At 73.4% G+C, this 18,409-nt stretch carries 15 protein-coding genes; all 15 read right to left on the reverse strand.

The genetic code is table 11. The features are described 5' to 3' along the window. Positions 1–380 precede the first annotated feature (380 nt). The 15 genes from GJV82_RS16335 to GJV82_RS16405 all read right to left on the reverse strand — a co-directional run bounded on the left by GJV82_RS16335 (position 381) and on the right by GJV82_RS16405 (position 18,391). Entirely contained in the window at positions 381–1,385 is a 1,005-nt protein-coding gene (locus tag GJV82_RS16335; RefSeq protein ID WP_024841842.1) for a polyprenyl synthetase family protein, read from the reverse strand. Between the two features lie 65 nt (positions 1,386–1,450). Beyond that, a complete protein-coding gene (gene nuoN / locus GJV82_RS16340) occupies positions 1,451–3,217 on the reverse strand; it encodes an NADH-quinone oxidoreductase subunit NuoN (RefSeq protein WP_024841841.1) in 1,767 nt (588 codons plus the stop codon). After that, positions 3,214–4,881: an NADH-quinone oxidoreductase subunit M gene (locus GJV82_RS16345; RefSeq protein ID WP_318657743.1), complete on the reverse strand. Its 1,668-nt coding sequence runs from the start codon at positions 4,879–4,881 to the stop codon at positions 3,214–3,216. Before GJV82_RS16345 ends, nuoN begins: the two co-directional genes overlap by 4 nt. Before the next feature lie 13 nt (positions 4,882–4,894). Then, positions 4,895–6,925, reverse strand: a complete 2,031-nt coding sequence (gene nuoL / locus GJV82_RS16350) for an NADH-quinone oxidoreductase subunit L (RefSeq protein WP_155099953.1) — start codon at positions 6,923–6,925, stop codon at positions 4,895–4,897. Positions 6,926–6,938: 13 nt separating this feature from the next. Continuing rightward, positions 6,939–7,238, reverse strand: coding sequence for an NADH-quinone oxidoreductase subunit NuoK (gene nuoK / locus GJV82_RS16355; RefSeq protein ID WP_024841838.1), 300 nt, complete (start codon positions 7,236–7,238; stop codon positions 6,939–6,941). After that, a complete protein-coding gene (locus GJV82_RS16360; protein WP_024841837.1) occupies positions 7,238–8,179 on the reverse strand; it encodes an NADH-quinone oxidoreductase subunit J in 942 nt (313 codons plus the stop codon). The genes nuoK and GJV82_RS16360 overlap by 1 nt, the downstream gene beginning before the upstream one ends. Next, positions 8,176–8,841 (reverse strand): NADH-quinone oxidoreductase subunit NuoI, encoded by a 666-nt coding sequence (nuoI, locus tag GJV82_RS16365; RefSeq protein ID WP_225873430.1) that lies wholly within the window; start codon positions 8,839–8,841, stop codon positions 8,176–8,178. Before nuoI ends, GJV82_RS16360 begins: the two co-directional genes overlap by 4 nt. Before the next feature lie 76 nt (positions 8,842–8,917). Beyond that, positions 8,918–10,315: an NADH-quinone oxidoreductase subunit NuoH gene (gene nuoH, locus GJV82_RS16370; RefSeq protein WP_051471870.1), complete on the reverse strand. Its 1,398-nt coding sequence runs from the start codon at positions 10,313–10,315 to the stop codon at positions 8,918–8,920. Next, a complete protein-coding gene (locus GJV82_RS16375; protein ID WP_155099954.1) occupies positions 10,312–12,996 on the reverse strand; it encodes an NADH-quinone oxidoreductase subunit G in 2,685 nt (894 codons plus the stop codon). The genes nuoH and GJV82_RS16375 overlap by 4 nt, the downstream gene beginning before the upstream one ends. Next, positions 12,996–14,357 carry an NADH-quinone oxidoreductase subunit NuoF gene (nuoF, locus tag GJV82_RS16380; protein WP_024841833.1) on the reverse strand — a complete coding sequence of 454 codons (1,362 nt, stop codon included), beginning with the start codon at positions 14,355–14,357 and terminating at the stop codon, positions 12,996–12,998. The genes GJV82_RS16375 and nuoF overlap by 1 nt, the downstream gene beginning before the upstream one ends. Then, entirely contained in the window at positions 14,354–15,274 is a 921-nt protein-coding gene (gene nuoE / locus GJV82_RS16385; RefSeq protein WP_024841832.1) for an NADH-quinone oxidoreductase subunit NuoE, read from the reverse strand. The genes nuoF and nuoE overlap by 4 nt, the downstream gene beginning before the upstream one ends. Next, positions 15,271–16,650, reverse strand: a complete 1,380-nt coding sequence (locus GJV82_RS16390; RefSeq protein ID WP_024841831.1) for an NADH-quinone oxidoreductase subunit D — start codon at positions 16,648–16,650, stop codon at positions 15,271–15,273. The genes nuoE and GJV82_RS16390 overlap by 4 nt, the downstream gene beginning before the upstream one ends. After that, complete coding sequence (locus tag GJV82_RS16395) at positions 16,647–17,423, reverse strand: NADH-quinone oxidoreductase subunit C (protein ID WP_404812993.1); 777 nt, start codon at positions 17,421–17,423, stop codon at positions 16,647–16,649. The genes GJV82_RS16390 and GJV82_RS16395 overlap by 4 nt, the downstream gene beginning before the upstream one ends. Beyond that, positions 17,420–17,971, reverse strand: a complete 552-nt coding sequence (locus tag GJV82_RS16400) for a NuoB/complex I 20 kDa subunit family protein (RefSeq protein ID WP_024841829.1) — start codon at positions 17,969–17,971, stop codon at positions 17,420–17,422. The genes GJV82_RS16395 and GJV82_RS16400 overlap by 4 nt, the downstream gene beginning before the upstream one ends. Before the next feature lie 57 nt (positions 17,972–18,028). Continuing rightward, positions 18,029–18,391 carry an NADH-quinone oxidoreductase subunit A gene (locus GJV82_RS16405; RefSeq protein WP_021481795.1) on the reverse strand — a complete coding sequence of 121 codons (363 nt, stop codon included), beginning with the start codon at positions 18,389–18,391 and terminating at the stop codon, positions 18,029–18,031. Positions 18,392–18,409 lie beyond the last annotated feature (18 nt).

Here is an 18,409-nt window from a genome sequence, read left to right on the forward strand (position 1 = left end):
TCGAGAACACCGACACGGTGCTCACCGACGCCACGGTACGACGGTGTTCGCGCAGGCGCGCCAGGAAACCCACTAGACCTCCGAGGAGCCGGTTCGGGGGAGACGATCGGTCCCTCGTCCGGCCCCCTCGATCTCGCACTGGTTCAGGCGGCCCCACCGATCGCGCACTCGAGGATAGCCGGAGAGCGGGTGAAATCCGACACCCGCACGATGGTGAGAACTCCCCGGGCGAGGCCTGCCGCGCCTACCCGGGCCCTGCGCGGCGCGCGCCGAGGCGGACGTCCGGGCAGGTCACCTCGGTGTCCGAGGCAACGAATCTCGGCGCGCCCGGACGCGCACATCGCGCGCCGGGCGCGGCAAGTTCACCCCGCGGAGGCCGCTCAGGCGGCGCGGTCCGCGAGCGCCTCGGCGAACGAGCGCAGGGCGTCGGTCACCGGGCCCGCGGGGAGCGTGTCGAGCTCGGTCACGGCCGACCTCGCCCACCCGACCGCGAGCGCACGCGTCTCCGCGAGCACCTCGTGGCGCCGCAGCGCCGCGACGGCCTCGGCGAGCGCGTCGTCGTCGGTGAGGTCGGCGTCGAGGAGCTCGACGAGCGCGACGTCGTCCGGCGTCGCCGTCCCCTTCGCGATGCGCGCGCGCAGCAGGAGGACCGGCATGGTCGGCACCTTCTCGCGCAGGTCCGTGCCGGGCGTCTTGCCCGACTCGTCGCCCGTGGACGCGAGGTCGAGGACGTCGTCGGCGAGCTGGAACGCGACGCCGAGCTTCTCGCCGTAGGCCGCGACCGTCTCGACGACCTCGGCCGGGCACCCGGCGAACATCGCGCCGAGCCGGGCGGACGTCGACAGGAGCGACGCCGTCTTGTCGGCCAGCACCTCGAGGTAGTGCTCGACGGGGTCGGCGCCCTCCCCCGGCCCCGTCGTCTCGTGCAGCTGGCCCAGGCAGAGCCGCTCGAACGTGCGCGCCTGGATGAGCACGGCCTCCGGGCCGAGCGCCGCGACCGTCGAGGCGGCGCGCGCGAAGAGCAGGTCGCCGACCATGATCGCGACCGAGTTGCCCCACACCGCGTGCGCGGAGGGGGCGCCGCGGCGCACCGGCGCGGAGTCCATGACGTCGTCGTGGTAGAGCGACGCGAGGTGCGTGAGCTCGACGACGACCGCCGCCTCCTCGATCTCCGGGCGCGTCGCGTCGCCGAGCTCGGCGGCGAGGAGCGTCAGCAGCGGGCGCAGCCGCTTGCCCCCCGCGTTGACGAGGTGCCGGGACGCCGAGTCCGCGAGCGGGTCGGCGTGCGCGACGGCGGCCCGCAGCCGGGTCTCGACGCCCGCGAGCCGCTCGGTGAGGGCGGCCGCGAGCTCGGGGTCCGAGATCGGGATCGCGGTGGTCGTCACGGGCGCGGTCCGGTCGCGCGGGCCGCGCTGCCCGGCAGGCGCGGGGGGCACGGGAGGCACAGAGGTCACGGGACGAACTTAACCGCCTCGGCCGCCAGATCGAGAACCGGGGACGGGAACACACCGAGCAGGAGCACCCCGAGCGCGCACACGGCGATCGCCACGGTCGTCGGGCCGGCCGAGCGCACGACCGTCACGCCCGCCCCCTCGGAGGCTCCCGCGCCCTCGCCGGACCCCTCGTCCGCGCCGCCCGCGGGCGCCGTGAAGAACATCAGCACGATGATGCGGACGTAGAAGAACACGGCCACTGCCGAGGCGAGCACGCCGACCACGGCGAGGACCCACGTCGAGCCGCCGCCCTGGCCGTCCGGGCCCGCGATGGCCGCGCCGAACGCGGTGAACTTCGCGACGAAGCCCGCCGTGAGCGGGATGCCCGCCATCGAGAGCAGGAACAGCGAGAACGTGCCCGCGAGCCAGGGGCTGCGGCGTCCGAGACCCGCCCACTGGGCGAGGTGCGTGGCCTCGCCGAGCACCGCCACCGGCTGCTCGCCCGAGTCGTCGGAGGGGTTGTCCGGCGCCCCCGCCTCGCCCGCGCCCACGGTCGCGGGCACGCGCTCGCGCACCGGCGCCGTCTCGCGCACGAGCGTGACGACGGCGAACGCGCCGACGGTCGCGAGGCCGTACACGAGGAGGTAGAACACGGTCGCGCGCAGCGACAGCTGCGAGAACCCGACGACGCCGACGAGGATGAAGCCCGCGTGCGCGATCGACGAGTACGCGAGGAGCCGCTTGACGTCGGTCTGCACCGCGCCGACGACGGTGCCCACGACCATCGTGAGCAGCGTGACCACCCACAGCGCGACGAACAGGTCCTCGCGCGTGGCCGGGGACGACTGCGCGAGGCCGAGGCTCACGACGTACAGGACGCGCAGGAGCGCGCCGAACGCGGCGGCCTTGGTGCACGCGGCCATGAAGCCCGTGATCGGCGTCGGGGCGCCCTGGTACACGTCGGGCGTCCACGCGTGGAACGGCGCGGCGCCGATCTTGAAGAGCAGGCCCGCCAGGACGAGCAGGGCGCCCACGACGACCAGGCCCGGCATCGACGCGAGCGGGCCGCCCGGCGTCGCGAGCGACCGGTAGACCTCGACGAGGTCGACCGAGCCGGCGAACCCGTAGACGAGCGCGACGCCGAACACGAACAGCGCGGACGCGAACGCGCCGAGGAGGAAGTACTTGAACGACGCCTCCTGCGACAGCAGGCGACGGCGGCGCGCCATCGCGGAGAGCACGTACAGCGGGAGGGAGAGCACCTCGAGCGCGACGAACATCACGAGGAGGTTGCCCGTCGCGGGGAAGATCATCATGCCGCCGACGGCGAAGAGCACGAGCGGGTAGACCTCGGTCTGCTCCAGGCCCTTGCGCCGCGTGAGGTCCTCGTACGGCGAGCCGGGGACGGCGGCCGCCGACGGCGCGAACGCGTCCTGGCCGGTCGACGTCCGGTCGGCGATCACGAGGATCGCGAGGAACGCGAGCAGCACGACGATCCCCTGGACCGCGAGCCCGAACGGGTCGATCACCATCGACCCGCCGAGCACGCGCACGCCGTAGGGGGCGACGTCGCTCCCCTGGACGGCGGGGTCGCGCCACAGCACGACGACGAGCGCGAACGCCGCGGCGGTCGCGAGCAGGGCCAGGACCACCTGCACCGTGCGCCGGACGCGCGCGGGCACGAACGCCTCGATGAGCACGCCGACGACGCCGGCGCCGAGCACGACGAGGATCGGGGCGAGGTAGAGCCAGTCGACCGCGGGGGCCACGAAGGAGTCGTTCACGACTCGCTCCCTTCGTCGGTGCTACGGGTGACGTGCGACGCCTGGCCCTCGACGAGCGTGCCGTCGGCGTCCGCGAACGGGTCGGAGCGCGGCGGGTCCTCGACGCCCGCGACCGCGAGGTCGGACAGCGTGACCTCGGCGGGCTCGCGCACGAGGTCGAGCGCGGGCGCCGGGTACAGGCCGAGGACGAGGAGGACGACGACCAGCGGCGCGACGACCCACTTCTCGCGCGCGCCGAGGTCCGGGAGCTCGTCGAGGCCCTCGCGCGTGCCGCCCGTGAAGATCCGCTGGTAGGTGAGGAGCACGTAGAGCGCGGCGAGCACGACGCCGAGCACCGCGACGAGCGCGGCCCAGGGGCTGCGCGCGAACGTGCCGACGAGCACCATGATCTCGCTGACGAACGTCGACAGGCCCGGCAGCGACAGCGCCGAGAGGCCCGCCACGAGGAACGTCCCGGCGAGCACCGGGACCACCTTCTGGAGGCCGCCGTAGTCCGCGATGCGCTGCGAGCGCTCCGGGTGCCGGGCGATGAGGAAGCCCGCCAGGAGGAACAGCGCCCCGGTCGAGATGCCGTGGTTGACCATGTACAGCGACGAGCCCGAGACGCTGAGCGACGTGAACGCGAAGATGCCGAGCACGATGAACCCGAAGTGCGACACCGAGGTGTAGGCGATGAGTCGCATGAGGTCGCTCTGCCCGATCGCCATGAGCGCGCCGTACAGGATCGACACCACGGCGAGCACGACGACGACCGGTGCGGCCCACGTGCTCGCGTGCGGGAAGAGCGGAAGGCACAGCGTGAGCATCCCGAACGTGCCGACCTTGTCCAGCACGCCCACGAGGAGCGTGGAGGTGCCCGCGGGCGCGTGCTGCGCGGCGTCGGGCAGCCACGTGTGGACCGGGAAGAGCGGCGCCTTGATGGCGAACGCGAGGAAGAACCCGAGGAACAGCAGCCGCTCGGTCGTGACCGGCATCGGGTTCTCGGCGAAGTACCCCACGAGGTTCGACGTGAGGAACGCGTCCTCGGGCCGCGCGCCCGTCGCCGGGTCGATCGGCACCTGCACGTAGAGGGCGATGACCGCCGCGAGCATGATGAGCCCGCCCGCGAGCGAGAACAGCAGGAACTTCACGGCCGCGTACCGCCGCCGCGCGCCGACGCCGAACCCGCCGATCATGAAGTAGACCGGGACGAGCATCGCCTCGAACAGCACGTAGAAGAGGAACACGTCGCGCGCGACGAACACCGCGACCATGAACGCCTCGAGCAGGAGCACGAGCGCGAGGTAGTGGCGCAGGCGCCGCACGTCGCCGTCCTGCTCCTTCCACGCCGCGAGCACGACGAGCGGGACCAGCACGACGGACAGCGCGACGAGCGCGAGCGCGACGCCGTCGGCGCCGACCGCGTAGCTCGCGCCGATCTGCGGGATCCACGGGTACGTCTCGGTGAGCTGGTGCGTGCCGGCGGCGGACGTGTCGAACGCCGTGAACGTCGCGACGAGCAGGGCGACCTCGACGAGCGCCGCCGCGAGCGCGACGCCGCGCACGGCCCGCAGGGCGCCGGCGCCGACACCGCGCGTGCGGGCGGCGGCCGTGAGCCACACCGCCGCGGCGCCGACGAGCGGCCACGCGACGAGCAGGGACAGCCAGGGGACGGAGGTGGTCACGGGTGTCTCCCTCTCAGCTCGCGGAGCCGGTGGTCAGGGCGAGGACGACGGCGGCGATGACCACGAGGCCGCCGAGCATCGTCGCGCCGTACGAGCGCACGTAGCCGTTCTGCCACCCGCGCAGCCACTCCCCCACGCGACCGACCAGGCCGGCGAGGCCCATCCAGCCGCCGTCGACCATCTCCTTGTCGGCGTAGACGAGCGAGCGCGTGAGGTACTGGCCGGGGCGCATGAACACGGCCTCGTTGACGTCGTCCTGGTACAGGTCGCGGCGGGCGGCCCGCGTGAGCGCGGAGCCGCGCGGCGCACGGACCGGGACGCTCGCCATCGCGTACTCGCGCCACGCGAGCGCCGCACCGGCGAGCACGAGCACGAGCGTGAGCGTCATGAGCGCCCACACCGGCAGCACCGGCTCGGCGTGCTCGGCGTGGCCCGTCACGGGCTCGAGCCACGTGACGAAGCGCGAGCCCGCGGCGAGGAGGCCGCCGAGCGCGACCGACCCGACCGCGAGCACGATCATGGGCCACGTCATGAGGCGCGGGGACTCGTGCGGGTGGCGCACCGGGCCGTCCTGCGACCCGAGGCCGTCGAGGCTGCCGCCGCCGTCGTTCCAGCGACGGCGGCCCGAGAACGTCATGAAGAACAGGCGCGACATGTAGAACGCGGTGATCCCGGCGCCCAGCAGCGCCACGCCGCCGAACACCCACGCGCGCCACGGCTCGCCGTCCACGGGCACGAACGCGGCCTCGATGATCTTGTCCTTGCTCCAGAAGCCGGAGAAGGGCGGGATCCCGAGGATCGCGAGCCAGCCCGCCATGAACGTGATCCACGTGACCTTCATGTACCGGGCGAGCCCGCCGAACCGGCGCATGTCCACCTGGTCGTCCATGCCGTGCATGACCGAGCCCGCCCCGAGGAACATCCCGGCCTTGAAGAAGCCGTGGGTCACGAGGTGGAAGATCGCGAACGCGTACCCGATCGGGCCGAGGCCGGCCGCGAGGATCATGTACCCGATCTGGGACATGGTCGACGCGGCGAGCGCCTTCTTGATGTCGTCCTTCGCGCAGCCGACGATCGCCCCGAAGAGCAGCGTCACCGCGCCGACGACCACCACGACGAGCTGCGCGGTGGGCGCGCCCTCGAAGATCGGCGCGGACCGCACGACGAGGTAGACGCCCGCCGTGACCATGGTCGCCGCGTGGATGAGGGCCGAGACGGGCGTCGGGCCGGCCATCGCGTCCCCGAGCCACGCCTGCAGCGGGAACTGGGCCGACTTGCCGCACGCCGCGAGCAGGAGCGCGAGGCTCGTCGCGGTGAGCAGCGCCGTCGACGCCGCGGGAGCCTCGGCGAACACGGTCGTGAAGTCGACCGCGCCGAACGTCGCGAACATGAGCATGAGCGCGACGATGAGGCCGATGTCGCCCACGCGGTTCATGACGAACGCCTTCTTCGCCGCGACCGCGTAGGCCCGGTGGTGGTTCCAGAACCCGATGAGCAGGTACGACGCGAGGCCCACGCCCTCCCAGCCGACGAACAGCAGGAGGTAGGAGTCGGCCAGGACGAGCACGAGCATCGCCGCGACGAACAGGTTGAGGTAGGCGAAGAACCGGCGCCGGTCGCGGTCGTGCGCCATGTAGGCGACCGCGTACACGTGGATGAGCGTGCCGACGAACGTCACGAGCAGCACGAACGTCAGCGACAGCGGGTCGATCCGCAGCCCGACGGCGAGGTCGAGACCGCCCGCGACGATCCAGTCGAAGAGGTGGTGGTCGACCACGCGCTCGTCGACGGGCAGGCCCAGCATCGCGAGGAACAGGACCAGCCCCACGACGAACGCCGCGCCGGACATGAGGACGCCGAACCACGCGCCCCAGCGGTCGCTGCGGCGCCCGGCCAGCAGGAGGACGGCCGCGCCGAGGAGCGGGAGCAGCACGAGGAACGGCGCCGCGCGGAACACGTCGGGCACGGTCTCGGACACGGCCACGACGTCGGTCGCGGCCGGGAGCCCGCTCGCGGCGGGCAGGGCGGGAAGGAGCATCGTCATCGGTGCCGGCCCCTCAGCTCTTGAGCAGGTTGACGTCGTCGACCGAGGCGGACCGACGGGTGCGGAAGATGGACACGATGATCGCGAGGCCGACGACGACCTCCGCCGCCGCGACGACCATGACGAAGAACGCGAGCACCTGCCCGGTCACGTCGCCGTGCATGCGGGCGAACGTGACGAACGCGAGGTTGGTCGCGTTGAGCATGAGCTCGACGCCCATGAACACGATGATCGCGTTGCGTCGCAGCAGCACGGTCGCGGCGCCGATCGCGAAGAGGATCGCCGCGAGCACGAGGTAGTGGGTGAGCTCCATCAGTCCTCTCCTGCCTCGGTCGCCGCCGGCGTCCCGCCCGGGACGCGGGACCGACCCGGGTCGTCGGGCCCGGCGACGTCGCCGGCGGGCGCCTCGCCCTCGGGGTGCTCGGCGGTCGCCGCCTGCACGGTGCGCTCGTTCGCGTCCTGCGCCCGCAGGGCGGGCAGCGCGCGCTGCGGCTCGTGCTCGACGAGCACGTCGCGCTCGGCCGCGAGGATCGTGCCCGCGGAGCGCTCCTGGCCGCGGATCCGCAGGACGCGCGAGACCGACTCCTCGATGGGCCGGCCGTGCGCGTCGAGCGCCGGGGTGTCCATCGCGTTGTTCTGCGCGTACACGCCGGGCGCGGCGAGCGGCGTGAGCCGGCCGCCCGAGGGCAGCGCCGCGACCTTGGCCTCGGCCTGCTCGCGCTGGCCGACCTTCGGCGTGAGCCGCCGGCGGTGCGTGAGCACGAGCGCGGACACCGCCGCGGTGATGAGCAGGACGCCCACGACCTCCATCGCGAACACGTAGTCCGCGAAGAGCACGCGCGCCAGGGCGACGGGGTTCGTGGCCGCGTTCGCGAGCTCGAGGCCGACCGCCGGCGGGAACGCCGCCTGCGAGACGACGCCGACCAGCACGACCCCGAGCCCCAGCCCGAGCAGCACGCCGATCCACCGCTGGCCGCGGATCGTCTCGACGAGCGAGTCCGACGCGTCGACGCCCACGAGCATGAGCACGAAGAGGAACAGCATCATCACGGCACCCGTGTAGACGACCACCTGGACGACGCCGAGGAACGACGCCTCCTGCGCGATGTAGAGGATCGCGAGGTCGACCATGACGAACATGACCGCGATGGCGGCGTGCACCGCCTTGCGCGCGAAGAGCAGCGAGAGCGCCGCGAGCACCATGAGGGGGGCGAGGACCCAGAAGAGGACCGCCTCGCCGCCGCCCCCGGTCATCGCGCGCCCTTCCGGGCCGACGGACGGGCGGACCGCCCGGACGGCTGCGTGACCCGCCGGACCTCCGGCTGCGGGCCCGCGGGCTCGGGCGGCAGCGTCGGGTCGTCCGGGCGGTGCTCGCGCACCCACTCCACCTGCTCGGCCACCGGGCCGGTCACCTCCCCGCGGTAGTACTCGGTGTCCGACGTCCCGGGCACCATCGGGTGCGGCGCGGCGAGCATGCCCTCGCGCAGCGGCGCGAGCAGGTCCTGCTTCTCCCAGATCATGCCCTCGCGCGTCGGCCCGGCGAGCTCGTACTCGTTCGTCATCGTCAGCGCGCGCGTGGGGCACGCCTCGATGCACAGGCCGCAGAAGATGCAGCGCAGGTAGTTGATCTGGTAGACGCGGCCGTACCGCTCGCCCGGCGACATGTGGCCGCCGTCGGGCAGGTCGGCGTTGTCCGCGCCCTCGACGTAGATCGCGTCCGCCGGGCACGCCCACGCGCACAGCTCGCACCCGATGCACTTCTCCAGCCCGTCCGGGTACCGGTTGAGCTGGTGCCGCCCGTGGTAGCGCGGCTTCGTCGGCACCTTCTGGCGCGGGTACTGCTCCGTGACCGTCGGCCGGAACATCGAGGAGAACGTCACGCCGAACCCGGCGACGGGCGCGAGCGCCTCGCGCAGGCCCTTGGCCTGCGGCCGCCGCTGCGTGTACTCGCCCGGCGCCGACGGCCCCGGGCGGGGCTCGTGCTTCTGGTCGTCAGCCACGGTCGACCTCCTTGTCGTGGGGGGTGCCAGGTGACCCGGCGGCCCCGGGCGTGCCGGCGTCGTCGGGCACGAGCGCCCGGCGGCGCGGGGACGGCGGGAGCGACTGGCCCGGCAGCGGCGGGACGGGGAACCCGCCCGCGAACGCGTCGAACGGCTCGGGCGCGGCGCCCGCTGCGCGCGGGGCGGTGCCGGGCGGCGCCTTCTTCTCGGGCCAGAACCAGACGACGACCACGACCACGAGGGCGAGGGCGACGGCCACGCCGACGAACACGCGCAGGTCGACGTCCAGGAACTGGCGCACCGCCTGCGCGACCGCGAGCAGCACGAGCCACGCGAGCGCGAACGGGATGAGGACCTTCCAGCCGAACCGCATGAACTGGTCGTAGCGCAGGCGCAGCAGCGTGCCGCGCACCCACACGAAGAAGAACATGACGGCCCAGACCTTGACGAGGAACCAGAGGATGGGCCACCAGCCCTCGTTGAGCATCCCGTCGTTGATCGCCGAGAGCGGCCACGGGGCGCGCCACCCGCCGAGGAACAGCGTCGTCGCGACGGCGGAGACGTTGAGCATGTTGATGTACTCCGCGAGGAAGAACCACGCGAACTTCATCGACGAGTACTCCGTCATGTACCCGGACACGAGCTCGCCCTCGGCCTCGGGGAGGTCGAACGGGAGCCGGTTCGTCTCGCCGACCATCGAGATGACGTAGATGACGAACGCCGGCAGGAGCGGCAGGAACCACCACAGCTGCGTCTGCGAGTCGACGATGCGCGACGTCGACATCGACCCCGCCATGATGAAGACGGAGACGAGGGACAGGCCCATCGCGAGCTCGTAGCTGATGACCTGCGCCGTCGAGCGGACCGAGCCGAGCAGCGGGTACGTCGAGCCGGACGACCAGCCGCCGAGCACGATGCCGTACACGCCGAGCGACGCGCACGCCAGGATGTAGAGCGTCGCGACCGGGAAGTCGGTGAGCTGCGCGGGCGTCACGTAGTCCGTGAACGGGATCTGCACCTCGGGCCCGAACGGGACGACCGCGAACACGAGGAGCGCGCAGAACACGGAGATCATCGGCGCGAGCAGGTAGACGAACTTGTCCGCCGCCTTGACGGTGATGTCCTCCTTGAGCAGGAGCTTCATCGCGTCGGCGAGCGACTGGAGCAGGCCGAACGGCCCGTGCCAGTTCGGTCCCGGGCGCACCTGCATGCGCGCCACGACCTTGCGCTCGAACCAGATCGCGAACAGCACGCTCGTCAGCAGGAACACGAGGATGAGCACGGCCTTGACGAGGTACGTCCAGCCGTTGTCCTGCGAGAAGTCCGCCGTGATGCCGGGCACGGCCGGCGTCTCGGCCGCCAGCGCGTGGAACGCGTGGACGCCGCTCATGCGCCCTCCCCTCCGTCGGTGCTCCCGGGCTCGAGCCGGACGACGTCGCCCGGCACCGCGCCGAGCGTCGCGTGCACGGACGACCCCGGGGAGCGCATCGGCAGCCAGACCACGTGGTCGACCATGTCCGTCACGACGACCGGGAGCGTGACGGCCCCGCGGTCGGTCGAGACGCGCACGAGCTCGCCGTCGAAGACGTCGACCGCGGCGGCCGTCGCGGCGGACAGCCGCGCGACCGGGCGCTTGGCCGTCCCGGCGAGGTAGCGCTCGCCGTCCTGGCCGCGCGCGTCGTCGAGCAGGAGCCGCCAGCTCGCGAGGACCGCCGTGCCCGGCGCGACGGCCGGGGGCTCCGCGGTCTCCACGGCCGGCGCGGGGACGCGCGCGCCGTCCCACGCGCCCGCGTCGAGGAGCTGGTCCAGCTCGGCGCGCACGGCCTCGACCGTCGCGAGCCCGAGCGGCACGCCCGCGGCGTCCGCGAGCGCGTCGAGCACGCGGTGGTCGGGCATCGCGGTCGACGCGAGCGCGGCGGGGAAGCGGCGCACGCGCCCCTCCCAGCTGACGAAGGCGCCCTCGCGCTCGACGGGCGGCGCGACGGGGAGCACGACGTCGGCGAGCTCGGTCACCGCGGAGCGGCGCACCTCGAGCGAGACGACGACGTCCGCCGCCTCGAGCGCGCGGCGCGCATGCGCCGGGTCGGGCAGGTCGTCGAGCTCGAGCCCGCCGAGGAGGACGCCCGAGAGCTGGCCGACCGACAGCGCGTCGAGCATCTCGCCCGCGTCGCGCCCGGCCGTCGTCGGCAGCCCGGCGTGCGGGTCGTCGGCCGCGCCCACGCCCCACACCGTCGCGACGTCCACGCGTGCCGCGGGGTCGGCGACGGGGCGACCGCCCGGCAGGAGGTTCGGCAGGGTGCCCGCCTCGACGCCGCCCCGCTCGCCCGCGCGGCGCGGGACCCACGCGAGGCGCGCGCCCGTCGCGGCGGCGGCGCGCAGCAGCGCGGTGTACCCGCCGCGCGTCGCGGCGAGCCGCTCGCCCACGAGGATCACCGCGCCCGGCCGGCGCAGCGCGTCGCTCACGTCCGCGAGCACGTCCTCGGGCCCGCTCGCCTCGTCGAGCGTCCGCACGCGGTCGCCCGCGGCGATGCCGTCGAGCCACTCCCCCTCGGTGCCCGGCGCGGCGGGGAGCAACGTCCCGTGCATGCGCTGCAGGCCGCGCGACGCGTACGGCGCGACGGAGAACACGCGCACGCCGTGCCGCAGCGCGCCCTTGCGCAGGCGCAGGAACGTCACGCCCGCCTCCTCCTCGGCCTCCAGGCCGACGAGGAGCACGGCCGGGGCCTTCTCGAGGTCGGAGAACGTCACGCCGAGCCCGCTGCCCGCGACGGCGTGGGCGAGGAAGTCCGCCTCCTCCGCGCTGTGGGCGCGGGCGCGGTGGTCCACGTCGTTCGTGCGCAGCCACGTGCGCGCGAGCTTCGCGTACGCGTACGCGTCCTCGACGGTGAGCCGCCCGCCCGGGAGCACGCCGACGCCGGCGGCGTCGCGCGCCCGGGTGAGCGCGTCCGCCGCGACCTCGAGCGCCTCGGCCCACGACGCCGGGCGCAGCTCGCCGCGGGTCACCGTGCCGTCCGGCGCGACCTCGCGGTCGCGCACGAGCGGGTGCGTGAGGCGGTCCGGCGCGGACTGCCACGTGAACGCGAAGCGGTCGCGGTCGGTGATCCACTCCTCGTTGACGAGCGGGTCCTCGCCCGCGAGGCGGCGCAGCACGACGCCGCGCCGGTGGTCGACGCGGATCGCGGAGCCCGACGAGTCGTGCTCGGCCACCGACGGCGTCGAGACCAGGTCGAACGGGCGCGACCGGAACCGGTACGCGGCGCCCGTGAGCGCGCCCACGGGGCAGATCTGCACGGTGTTGCCCGAGAAGTACGACGCGAACGGGAGCCCCGACTCGTCCTCCAGGGCCAGTCCCACCGGACGGTCGCCGGGCGCCTCGCCCGCGGGCGGCGCGAAGTCGAGCACGGCCTCGTCGAAGCGCCCGATCTGCTGCGCGGCGCCGCGCTTCTGCAGGTCGATGAACGCGTCGCCCGCGATCTCCTGCGAGAACCGCGTGCAGCGCTGGCACAGGACGCACCGCTCGCGGTCGAGCAGGATCGTCGTCGAGACCGCGATCGGCTTGGGGAACGTGCGCTTGACGTCCACGAACCGGCTCGTCGCGCGCCCGTTGCTCATCGCCTGGTTCTGCAGCGGGCACTCGCCGCCCTTGTCGCACACCGGGCAGTCGAGCGGGTGGTTGATGAGCAGGAGCTCCATGATGCCGTGCTGCGCCTTGTCGGCGACGGCGCTCGTGCGCTGCGTGCGCACCACCATCCCGGGCGTCGCCTCGAGCGTGCACGACGCCTGCGGCTTCGGCATGGGCCGCACGTTGCCCTCGCGGTCCGGCGTCGCGACCTCGACGAGGCACTGCCGGCACGCGCCCGCGGGCTCGAGCAGCGGGTGGTCGCAGAACCGCGGGATCTGGATCCCGATCTGCTCGGCGGCGCGGATCACGAGCGTGCCCTTCGGCACCGACATCTCGATGTCGTCGATCGTGAACGTCACCTGGTCCGCCGGGGCGGGGGGCGTGGCCGCGCCGCCCGAGGGCGCGACGGCCGAGGAGCCGGTGCCCGGGGCGGGGGTCGTGGTCGTCATCAGTGCACTCCTGCCGTCAGGACGCGGGCCGGGCGGGGCGTGTGGTCGAAGAGCGCTGAGGCCGCCGGGTCGAACGGGCAGCGGTGCTCCGTGATGTGCGCCTCGTACTCGTCGCGGAACAGCTCGATGCTGCTCGTCACGGGAGACGTGGCACCGTCGCCCAGCGCGCAGAACGCGCGCCCCAGGATGTTGTCGCACGTGTCGAGGAGCAGGTCGAGGTCCGCCTCGGTGCCCTGGCCCGCCTCGATGCGCGCCAGCACCTGCTTCATCCAGTACGTGCCCTCGCGGCACGGCGTGCACTTGCCGCACGACTCGTGCGCGTAGAAGTCCGTCCACCGGCTCACCGCGCGCACGACGCACGTCGTCTCATCGAAGAGCTGCAGCGCGCGCGTGCCGAGCATCGAGCCCGCCGCGGCGACCGACTCGTAGTCGAGCGGGGTGTCGAGGTGGGCGTCGGTGAACAGCGGCGTCGACGACCCGCCCGGCGTCCAGAACTTCAGCGCCTTGCCGCCGCGCATCCCGCCCGCGAGGTCGAGCAGCTCGCGCAGCGTCGTGCCGAGCGGCGCCTCGTACTGGCCGGGCCGCGTCACGTGGCCCGAGAGCGAGAACAGGCCGAACCCGGCCGAGCGCTCCGTGCCCATCGACGTGAACCAGTCCGCGCCGCGCGCCACGATCGACGGCACGCTCGCGATCGACTCCACGTTGTTGACGACCGTCGGGCGCGCGTACAGGCCCGCGACCGCCGGGAACGGCGGCTTGAGCCGCGGCTGCCCGCGGCGCCCCTCGAGCGAGTCGAGCAGCGCCGTCTCCTCGCCGCAGATGTACGCGCCGGCCCCGGCGTGGACCGTGACGTCGAGGTCGAAGCCCGACCCGAGCACGTCCGTGCCGAGGTACCCCGCCTCGTACGCCTCCTCGACCGCGCGCAGCAGGCGGCGGTACACGTGCAGCACCTCGCCGCGCACGTAGATGAACGCGTGGTGGCACCCGATCGCGTACGACGTGATCGCGACGCCCTCCACGAGCGCCTGCGGGCTCGCGAGCATGAGCGGGATGTCCTTGCACGTGCCCGGCTCGGACTCGTCCGCGTTGACGACGAGGTACCGCGGGCCGCCGTCGGGCGCGGGCAGGAAGCCCCACTTCATGCCCGTCGGGAACCCCGCGCCGCCACGGCCGCGCAGGCCGGACGCCTTGACGGTCGCCACGACGTCGGCCGGGTCCTGGCCGAGCGCCGCGCGCAGGCCGGCGTAGCCGCCGCGGTCCAGGTACGACGCCAGGGTCCAGGACCGGTCCGCGTCCCACGTGTCCGACAGGACGGGGGTCAGCGGGTCGGGTGCCGGTCGGGCGGTCTGCTGCTCGCTCATGCGTCCGCTCCCTTCGACGGGTCGGGCTTCGTGCCGGGCGACTCGGCCTTGCCTCCCGGGTCGACGTCGGCCTCGGTGGTCGGCTTCCGGTCGGCGCTCGACTGCTCCGCGCCGGTGACCGGCTTCTCCGGTGCGCCCTCGGTGCCGCCGGTGGACGCGGCGTCGGCGGCCGACGGCGCGTCCCCCGCCTCGGCGGCCGTCTCGCCGGCGGGGGCGGTCCAGCCGTGCTCGCGCGCGAGGCGCAGGCCGGCGAGCGTGGGCTCGCCCGCCCCGACGCCCTCGTCGGCGCGGCCGTCGGTGAAGCCCGCGAGGACGCGGCTCATCTGCTTGAAGGTGCACACGCTCGCGGCGCCGCGCGTCGGGGCGACGGGCTCGCCCGCGCGGAGGCGGTCGACGACGTCGGTCGCGCTGGCCGGGGTCTGGTTGTCGAAGAACTCCCAGTTGACCATCATGACCGGCGCGTAGTCGCAGGCCGCGTTGCACTCGACGCGCTCGAGCGTGATCGCGCCGTCCTCGGTCGTCTCGTCGTGCCCGACGCCGAGGTGCTCCGACAGCTCGTCGAAGATCGCGTCGCCGCCCATGATCGCGCACAGCGTGTTCGTGCAGACGCCCACGGTGTAGGTGCCGTTCGGGTGCCGCTTGTACTGCGTGTAGAACGTCGCGACGGCGGACACCTCGGCCGCGGTGAGGCCGAGCTGCTCGGCGCAGAACAGGATCCCGTCGCGCGAGACGTAGCCGTCCTCGGACTGCACGAGGTGCAGCATCGGCAGCAGCGCCGAGCGCGGGTGCGGGTAACGCGCGACGATCTGCGCCGCGTCGGCGGCGAGCCGCGCGGCCGTCTCGGCGTCGTACCCGGGGCGCTGGCGCGGCGCGCCCGCGGGCGTGCCGTTCGTCGCAGGTCCGGCGTCGATGGTCATCGGTCCACCCCTCCCAGCACGGGGTCCAGCGACGCGACGGCGACCACGACGTCGGCCACCTGGCCGCCCTCGCACATCGCCGCCACGGCCTGGAGGTTGTTGAAGGACGGGTCGCGGAAGTGCGCCCGGTAGGGGCGGGTGCCGCCGTCGGAAACGAGGTGCACGCCGAGCTCGCCGCGCGGGTGCTCGACGGTCTGCCACGCCTGCCCCACCGGGACCCGGAAGCCCTCCGTGACGAGCTTGAAGTGGTGGATCAGGGCCTCCATGGAGGTGCCCATGATCTCCTTGATGTGCTCGAGCGAGTTGCCCTGGCCGTCGCTCCCGATCGCGAGCTGCGCGGGCCACGCGATCTTGCGGTCGCCCACCATGACGGGCTGGCCCGCGGTCGCCTCGAGGCGCTCGAGGCACTGCTCGACGATGTGCAGCGACTGGTAGCACTCCTCGAGCCGCAGCACGACACGGTCGTAGCAGTCCGCACCGGTCGCGGTCGGGACGTCGAAGTCGTACGTCTCGTAGCCGCAGTACGGGTCGGCCTTGCGCACGTCGTACGGGTGGCCGGTCGAGCGCAGCACCGGCCCGGTCACCCCGAGCGCCATGCAGCCCGCGAGGTTGAGGTGCCCGACCCCGACGAGGCGACCCTTGAAGATCGGGTTCGCGAGCATGAGGTCGCCGAGCTGGCCGAGGTAGCGGCGGACGAGCGGCTCCGCCGTGCGGACCTGCTCCACGAGGTCCGGCGGCACGTCCTGCGCGACGCCGCCGGGGCGCACGTACGCGTGGTTCATGCGCAGGCCCGTCACGGCCTCGAAGATCCGCAGGATCTCCTCGCGCGCGGTGAACGCGACGGTCATGACGGTCGTCGCGCCCATCTCGTTGCCGCCCGTGCCCAGGCACACGAGGTGGGACGCGATGCGGTTGAGCTCCATCATGAGCACGCGGATCACGCTCGCGCGCTCGGGCACGTCGTCGGTGATGCCGAGCAGCTTCTCGACCGCGAGGCAGTACGCCGTCTCCTGGAACAGCGGCGCGAGGTAGTCCATGCGCGTGCAGAACGTGACGCCCTGCGTCCACGTCCGGTACTCCATGTTCTTCTCGATGCCGGTGTGCAGGTAGCCGATGCCGCACCGCGCCTCGGTGACGGTCTCGCCGTCGATCTCCAGCATGAGGCGCAGCACGCCGTGCGTGGACGGGTGCTGCGGACCCATGTTGACGACGATGCGCTCCTCGCCGAGCGCGGCCGCGGCGACGGCGCTCTCCGCGACGTCCGCCCAGTCGCCGCCCGACGCCTCGAAGCTCGGGATGCCCGGCTCGAAGTCGCCGACGGGCGGGCGCGTGGCGTGCGGTGCGGCGCCGGGGGCGCCGGTGGTGTGCGTGCTCACGAGTACGACCTCCTCGTGTCCGGCGGGGGCACGGTCGCGCCCTTGTACTCGACGGGGATGCCGCCGAGGGGGTAGTCCTTGCGCTGCGGGTGGCCCGGCCAGTCGTCGGGCATCTCGATCCGCGCGAGGGACGGGTGGCCGTCGAAGACGATCCCGAAGAAGTCCCACGTCTCGCGCTCGTGCCAGTCGTTCGTCGGGTAGACGGACGTGGTGGACGGCACGTGCGGGTCGGCGTCGGGCACCGACACCTCGAGGCGCAGGCGGCGGCCGTGCGTGATCGACGTCAGGTGGTAGACGGCGTGCAGCTCGCGCCCCACGTCGTGCGGGAAGTGCACGCCGCTCACGCCCAGGCTCAGCTCGAAGCGCAGGTCCTGGTCGTCGCGCAGCGCACGGCACACGTCGACCAGGTGGTCGCGGTGCACGTGCAGCGTGAGCTCGGCGTGCGCGCCGGGCGGGTCCACGACGACGCGCTCGACCGCCGCGTCGAACGGGACGCCCGACGCGGCGAGCACCTCCGCGAGCACGTCGACGACCTCGTCGAACCAGCCGCCGTAGGGCCGCGGGCTCGCGCCGGGCATCGCCACGGGCTGCACGAGCCCGCCGTAGCCCGACGTGTCGCCCGAGCCGCGGACGCCGAACATGCCCTCGCGCACCTCGACGACCTCGAGCGTCCGCGGCGCGCCCGAGCCGCTCACGAGGTCGGACGACCGCGGGCCCTGCACCTCCTCGGGCTGGGGCACGGGCGTGCCCGCCCCCGACTTCTCGTCCGTCACCGCAGCAGCCCCTTCATCTGGAACGTCGGCGTGGCCTCGAGCGCCGCGGCCTCAGCGGCGCGCGCCGCCTCCTTGCGGTTCACCCCGAGCGGCTCGTGCTGGATCTGCTCGTGCAACGCGAGGATCGCGTTGATGAGCATCTCCGGCCGCGGCGGGCAGCCGGGCAGGTAGATGTCGACGGGCACGACGTGGTCGACGCCCTGCACGATCGCGTAGTTGTTGAACATCCCGCCGCTCGACGCGCACACGCCCATGGACAGGACCCACTTGGGCTCGCTCATCTGGTCGTAGACCTGGCGGACGACCGGAGCCATCTTCTGGCTCACGCGCCCGGCGACGATCATGAGGTCCGCCTGGCGCGGCGACGCGCGGAAGACCTCCATGCCGAACCGGGACAGGTCGAACCGCGACGCGCCGGCGGCCATCATCTCGATGGCGCAGCACGCGAGGCCGAACGTCACGGGCCACAGCGACGCCTTGCGCAGGTACCCCGCGAGGTCCTCGATCGTGGTGAGCAAGAAGCCCGAGGGAGCTTCCTCGATCCCCATGGTGTCTCTCCTAGTTCTCTCGCCGGTGCCCGCCGGGGCCCCCGCTGGGTGCCACCGTCAGTCCCACTCCAGGCCGCCGCGGCGCCACTCGTAGACGAACGGCACGGTGATGAGCGCGAGGAACGCGAGCATCGCCACGAGACCGAACGTCGCGAGCGTCGCGAAGTCGACGGCCCACGGGTAGAGGAAGACGACCTCGATGTCGAAGACGATGAACGTCATGGCGACGAGGTAGTACTTGATCGGGAAGCGCCCGCCCCCGACGGCGTGGGGCGTGGGCTCGATGCCGCACTCGTACGCGTCGAGCTTGGCGCGGTTGTAGCGCTTGGGTCCGATGACCGCGCTCGCGGCGACACCGCCGAGGGCCAGCACGGCGGCCACGCCCATGAGGACGAGCAGCGGGACGTACGGGTTGGTCATCGTCGACTCCTCGAGTGG

Origin of the sequence: Cellulosimicrobium composti, assembly GCF_009711085.1 — a bacterium.
Taxonomy (GTDB): Bacteria; Actinomycetota; Actinomycetes; order Actinomycetales; family Cellulomonadaceae; genus Cellulosimicrobium; species Cellulosimicrobium composti.

Bases quoted from the DNA above. Each gene is read 5' to 3' on its own strand.
- nuoL (WP_155099953.1), bottom strand. From the start codon at position 6,925: ATGACGATGCTCCTTCCCGCCCTGCCCGCCGCGAGCGGGCTCCCGGCC.
- GJV82_RS16400 (WP_024841829.1), bottom strand. From the start codon at position 17,971: ATGGGGATCGAGGAAGCTCCCTCGGGCTTCTTGCTCACCACGATCGAG.
- nuoE (WP_024841832.1), bottom strand. From the start codon at position 15,274: ATGACCATCGACGCCGGACCTGCGACGAACGGCACGCCCGCGGGCGCG.
- nuoF (WP_024841833.1), bottom strand. From the start codon at position 14,357: ATGAGCGAGCAGCAGACCGCCCGACCGGCACCCGACCCGCTGACCCCC.
- nuoK (WP_024841838.1), bottom strand. From the start codon at position 7,238: ATGGAGCTCACCCACTACCTCGTGCTCGCGGCGATCCTCTTCGCGATC.
- GJV82_RS16405 (WP_021481795.1), bottom strand. From the start codon at position 18,391: ATGACCAACCCGTACGTCCCGCTGCTCGTCCTCATGGGCGTGGCCGCC.
- GJV82_RS16360 (WP_024841837.1), bottom strand. From the start codon at position 8,179: ATGACCGGGGGCGGCGGCGAGGCGGTCCTCTTCTGGGTCCTCGCCCCC.
- GJV82_RS16375 (WP_155099954.1), bottom strand. From the start codon at position 12,996: ATGACGACCACGACCCCCGCCCCGGGCACCGGCTCCTCGGCCGTCGCG.
- nuoH (WP_051471870.1), bottom strand. From the start codon at position 10,315: ATGAGCGGCGTCCACGCGTTCCACGCGCTGGCGGCCGAGACGCCGGCC.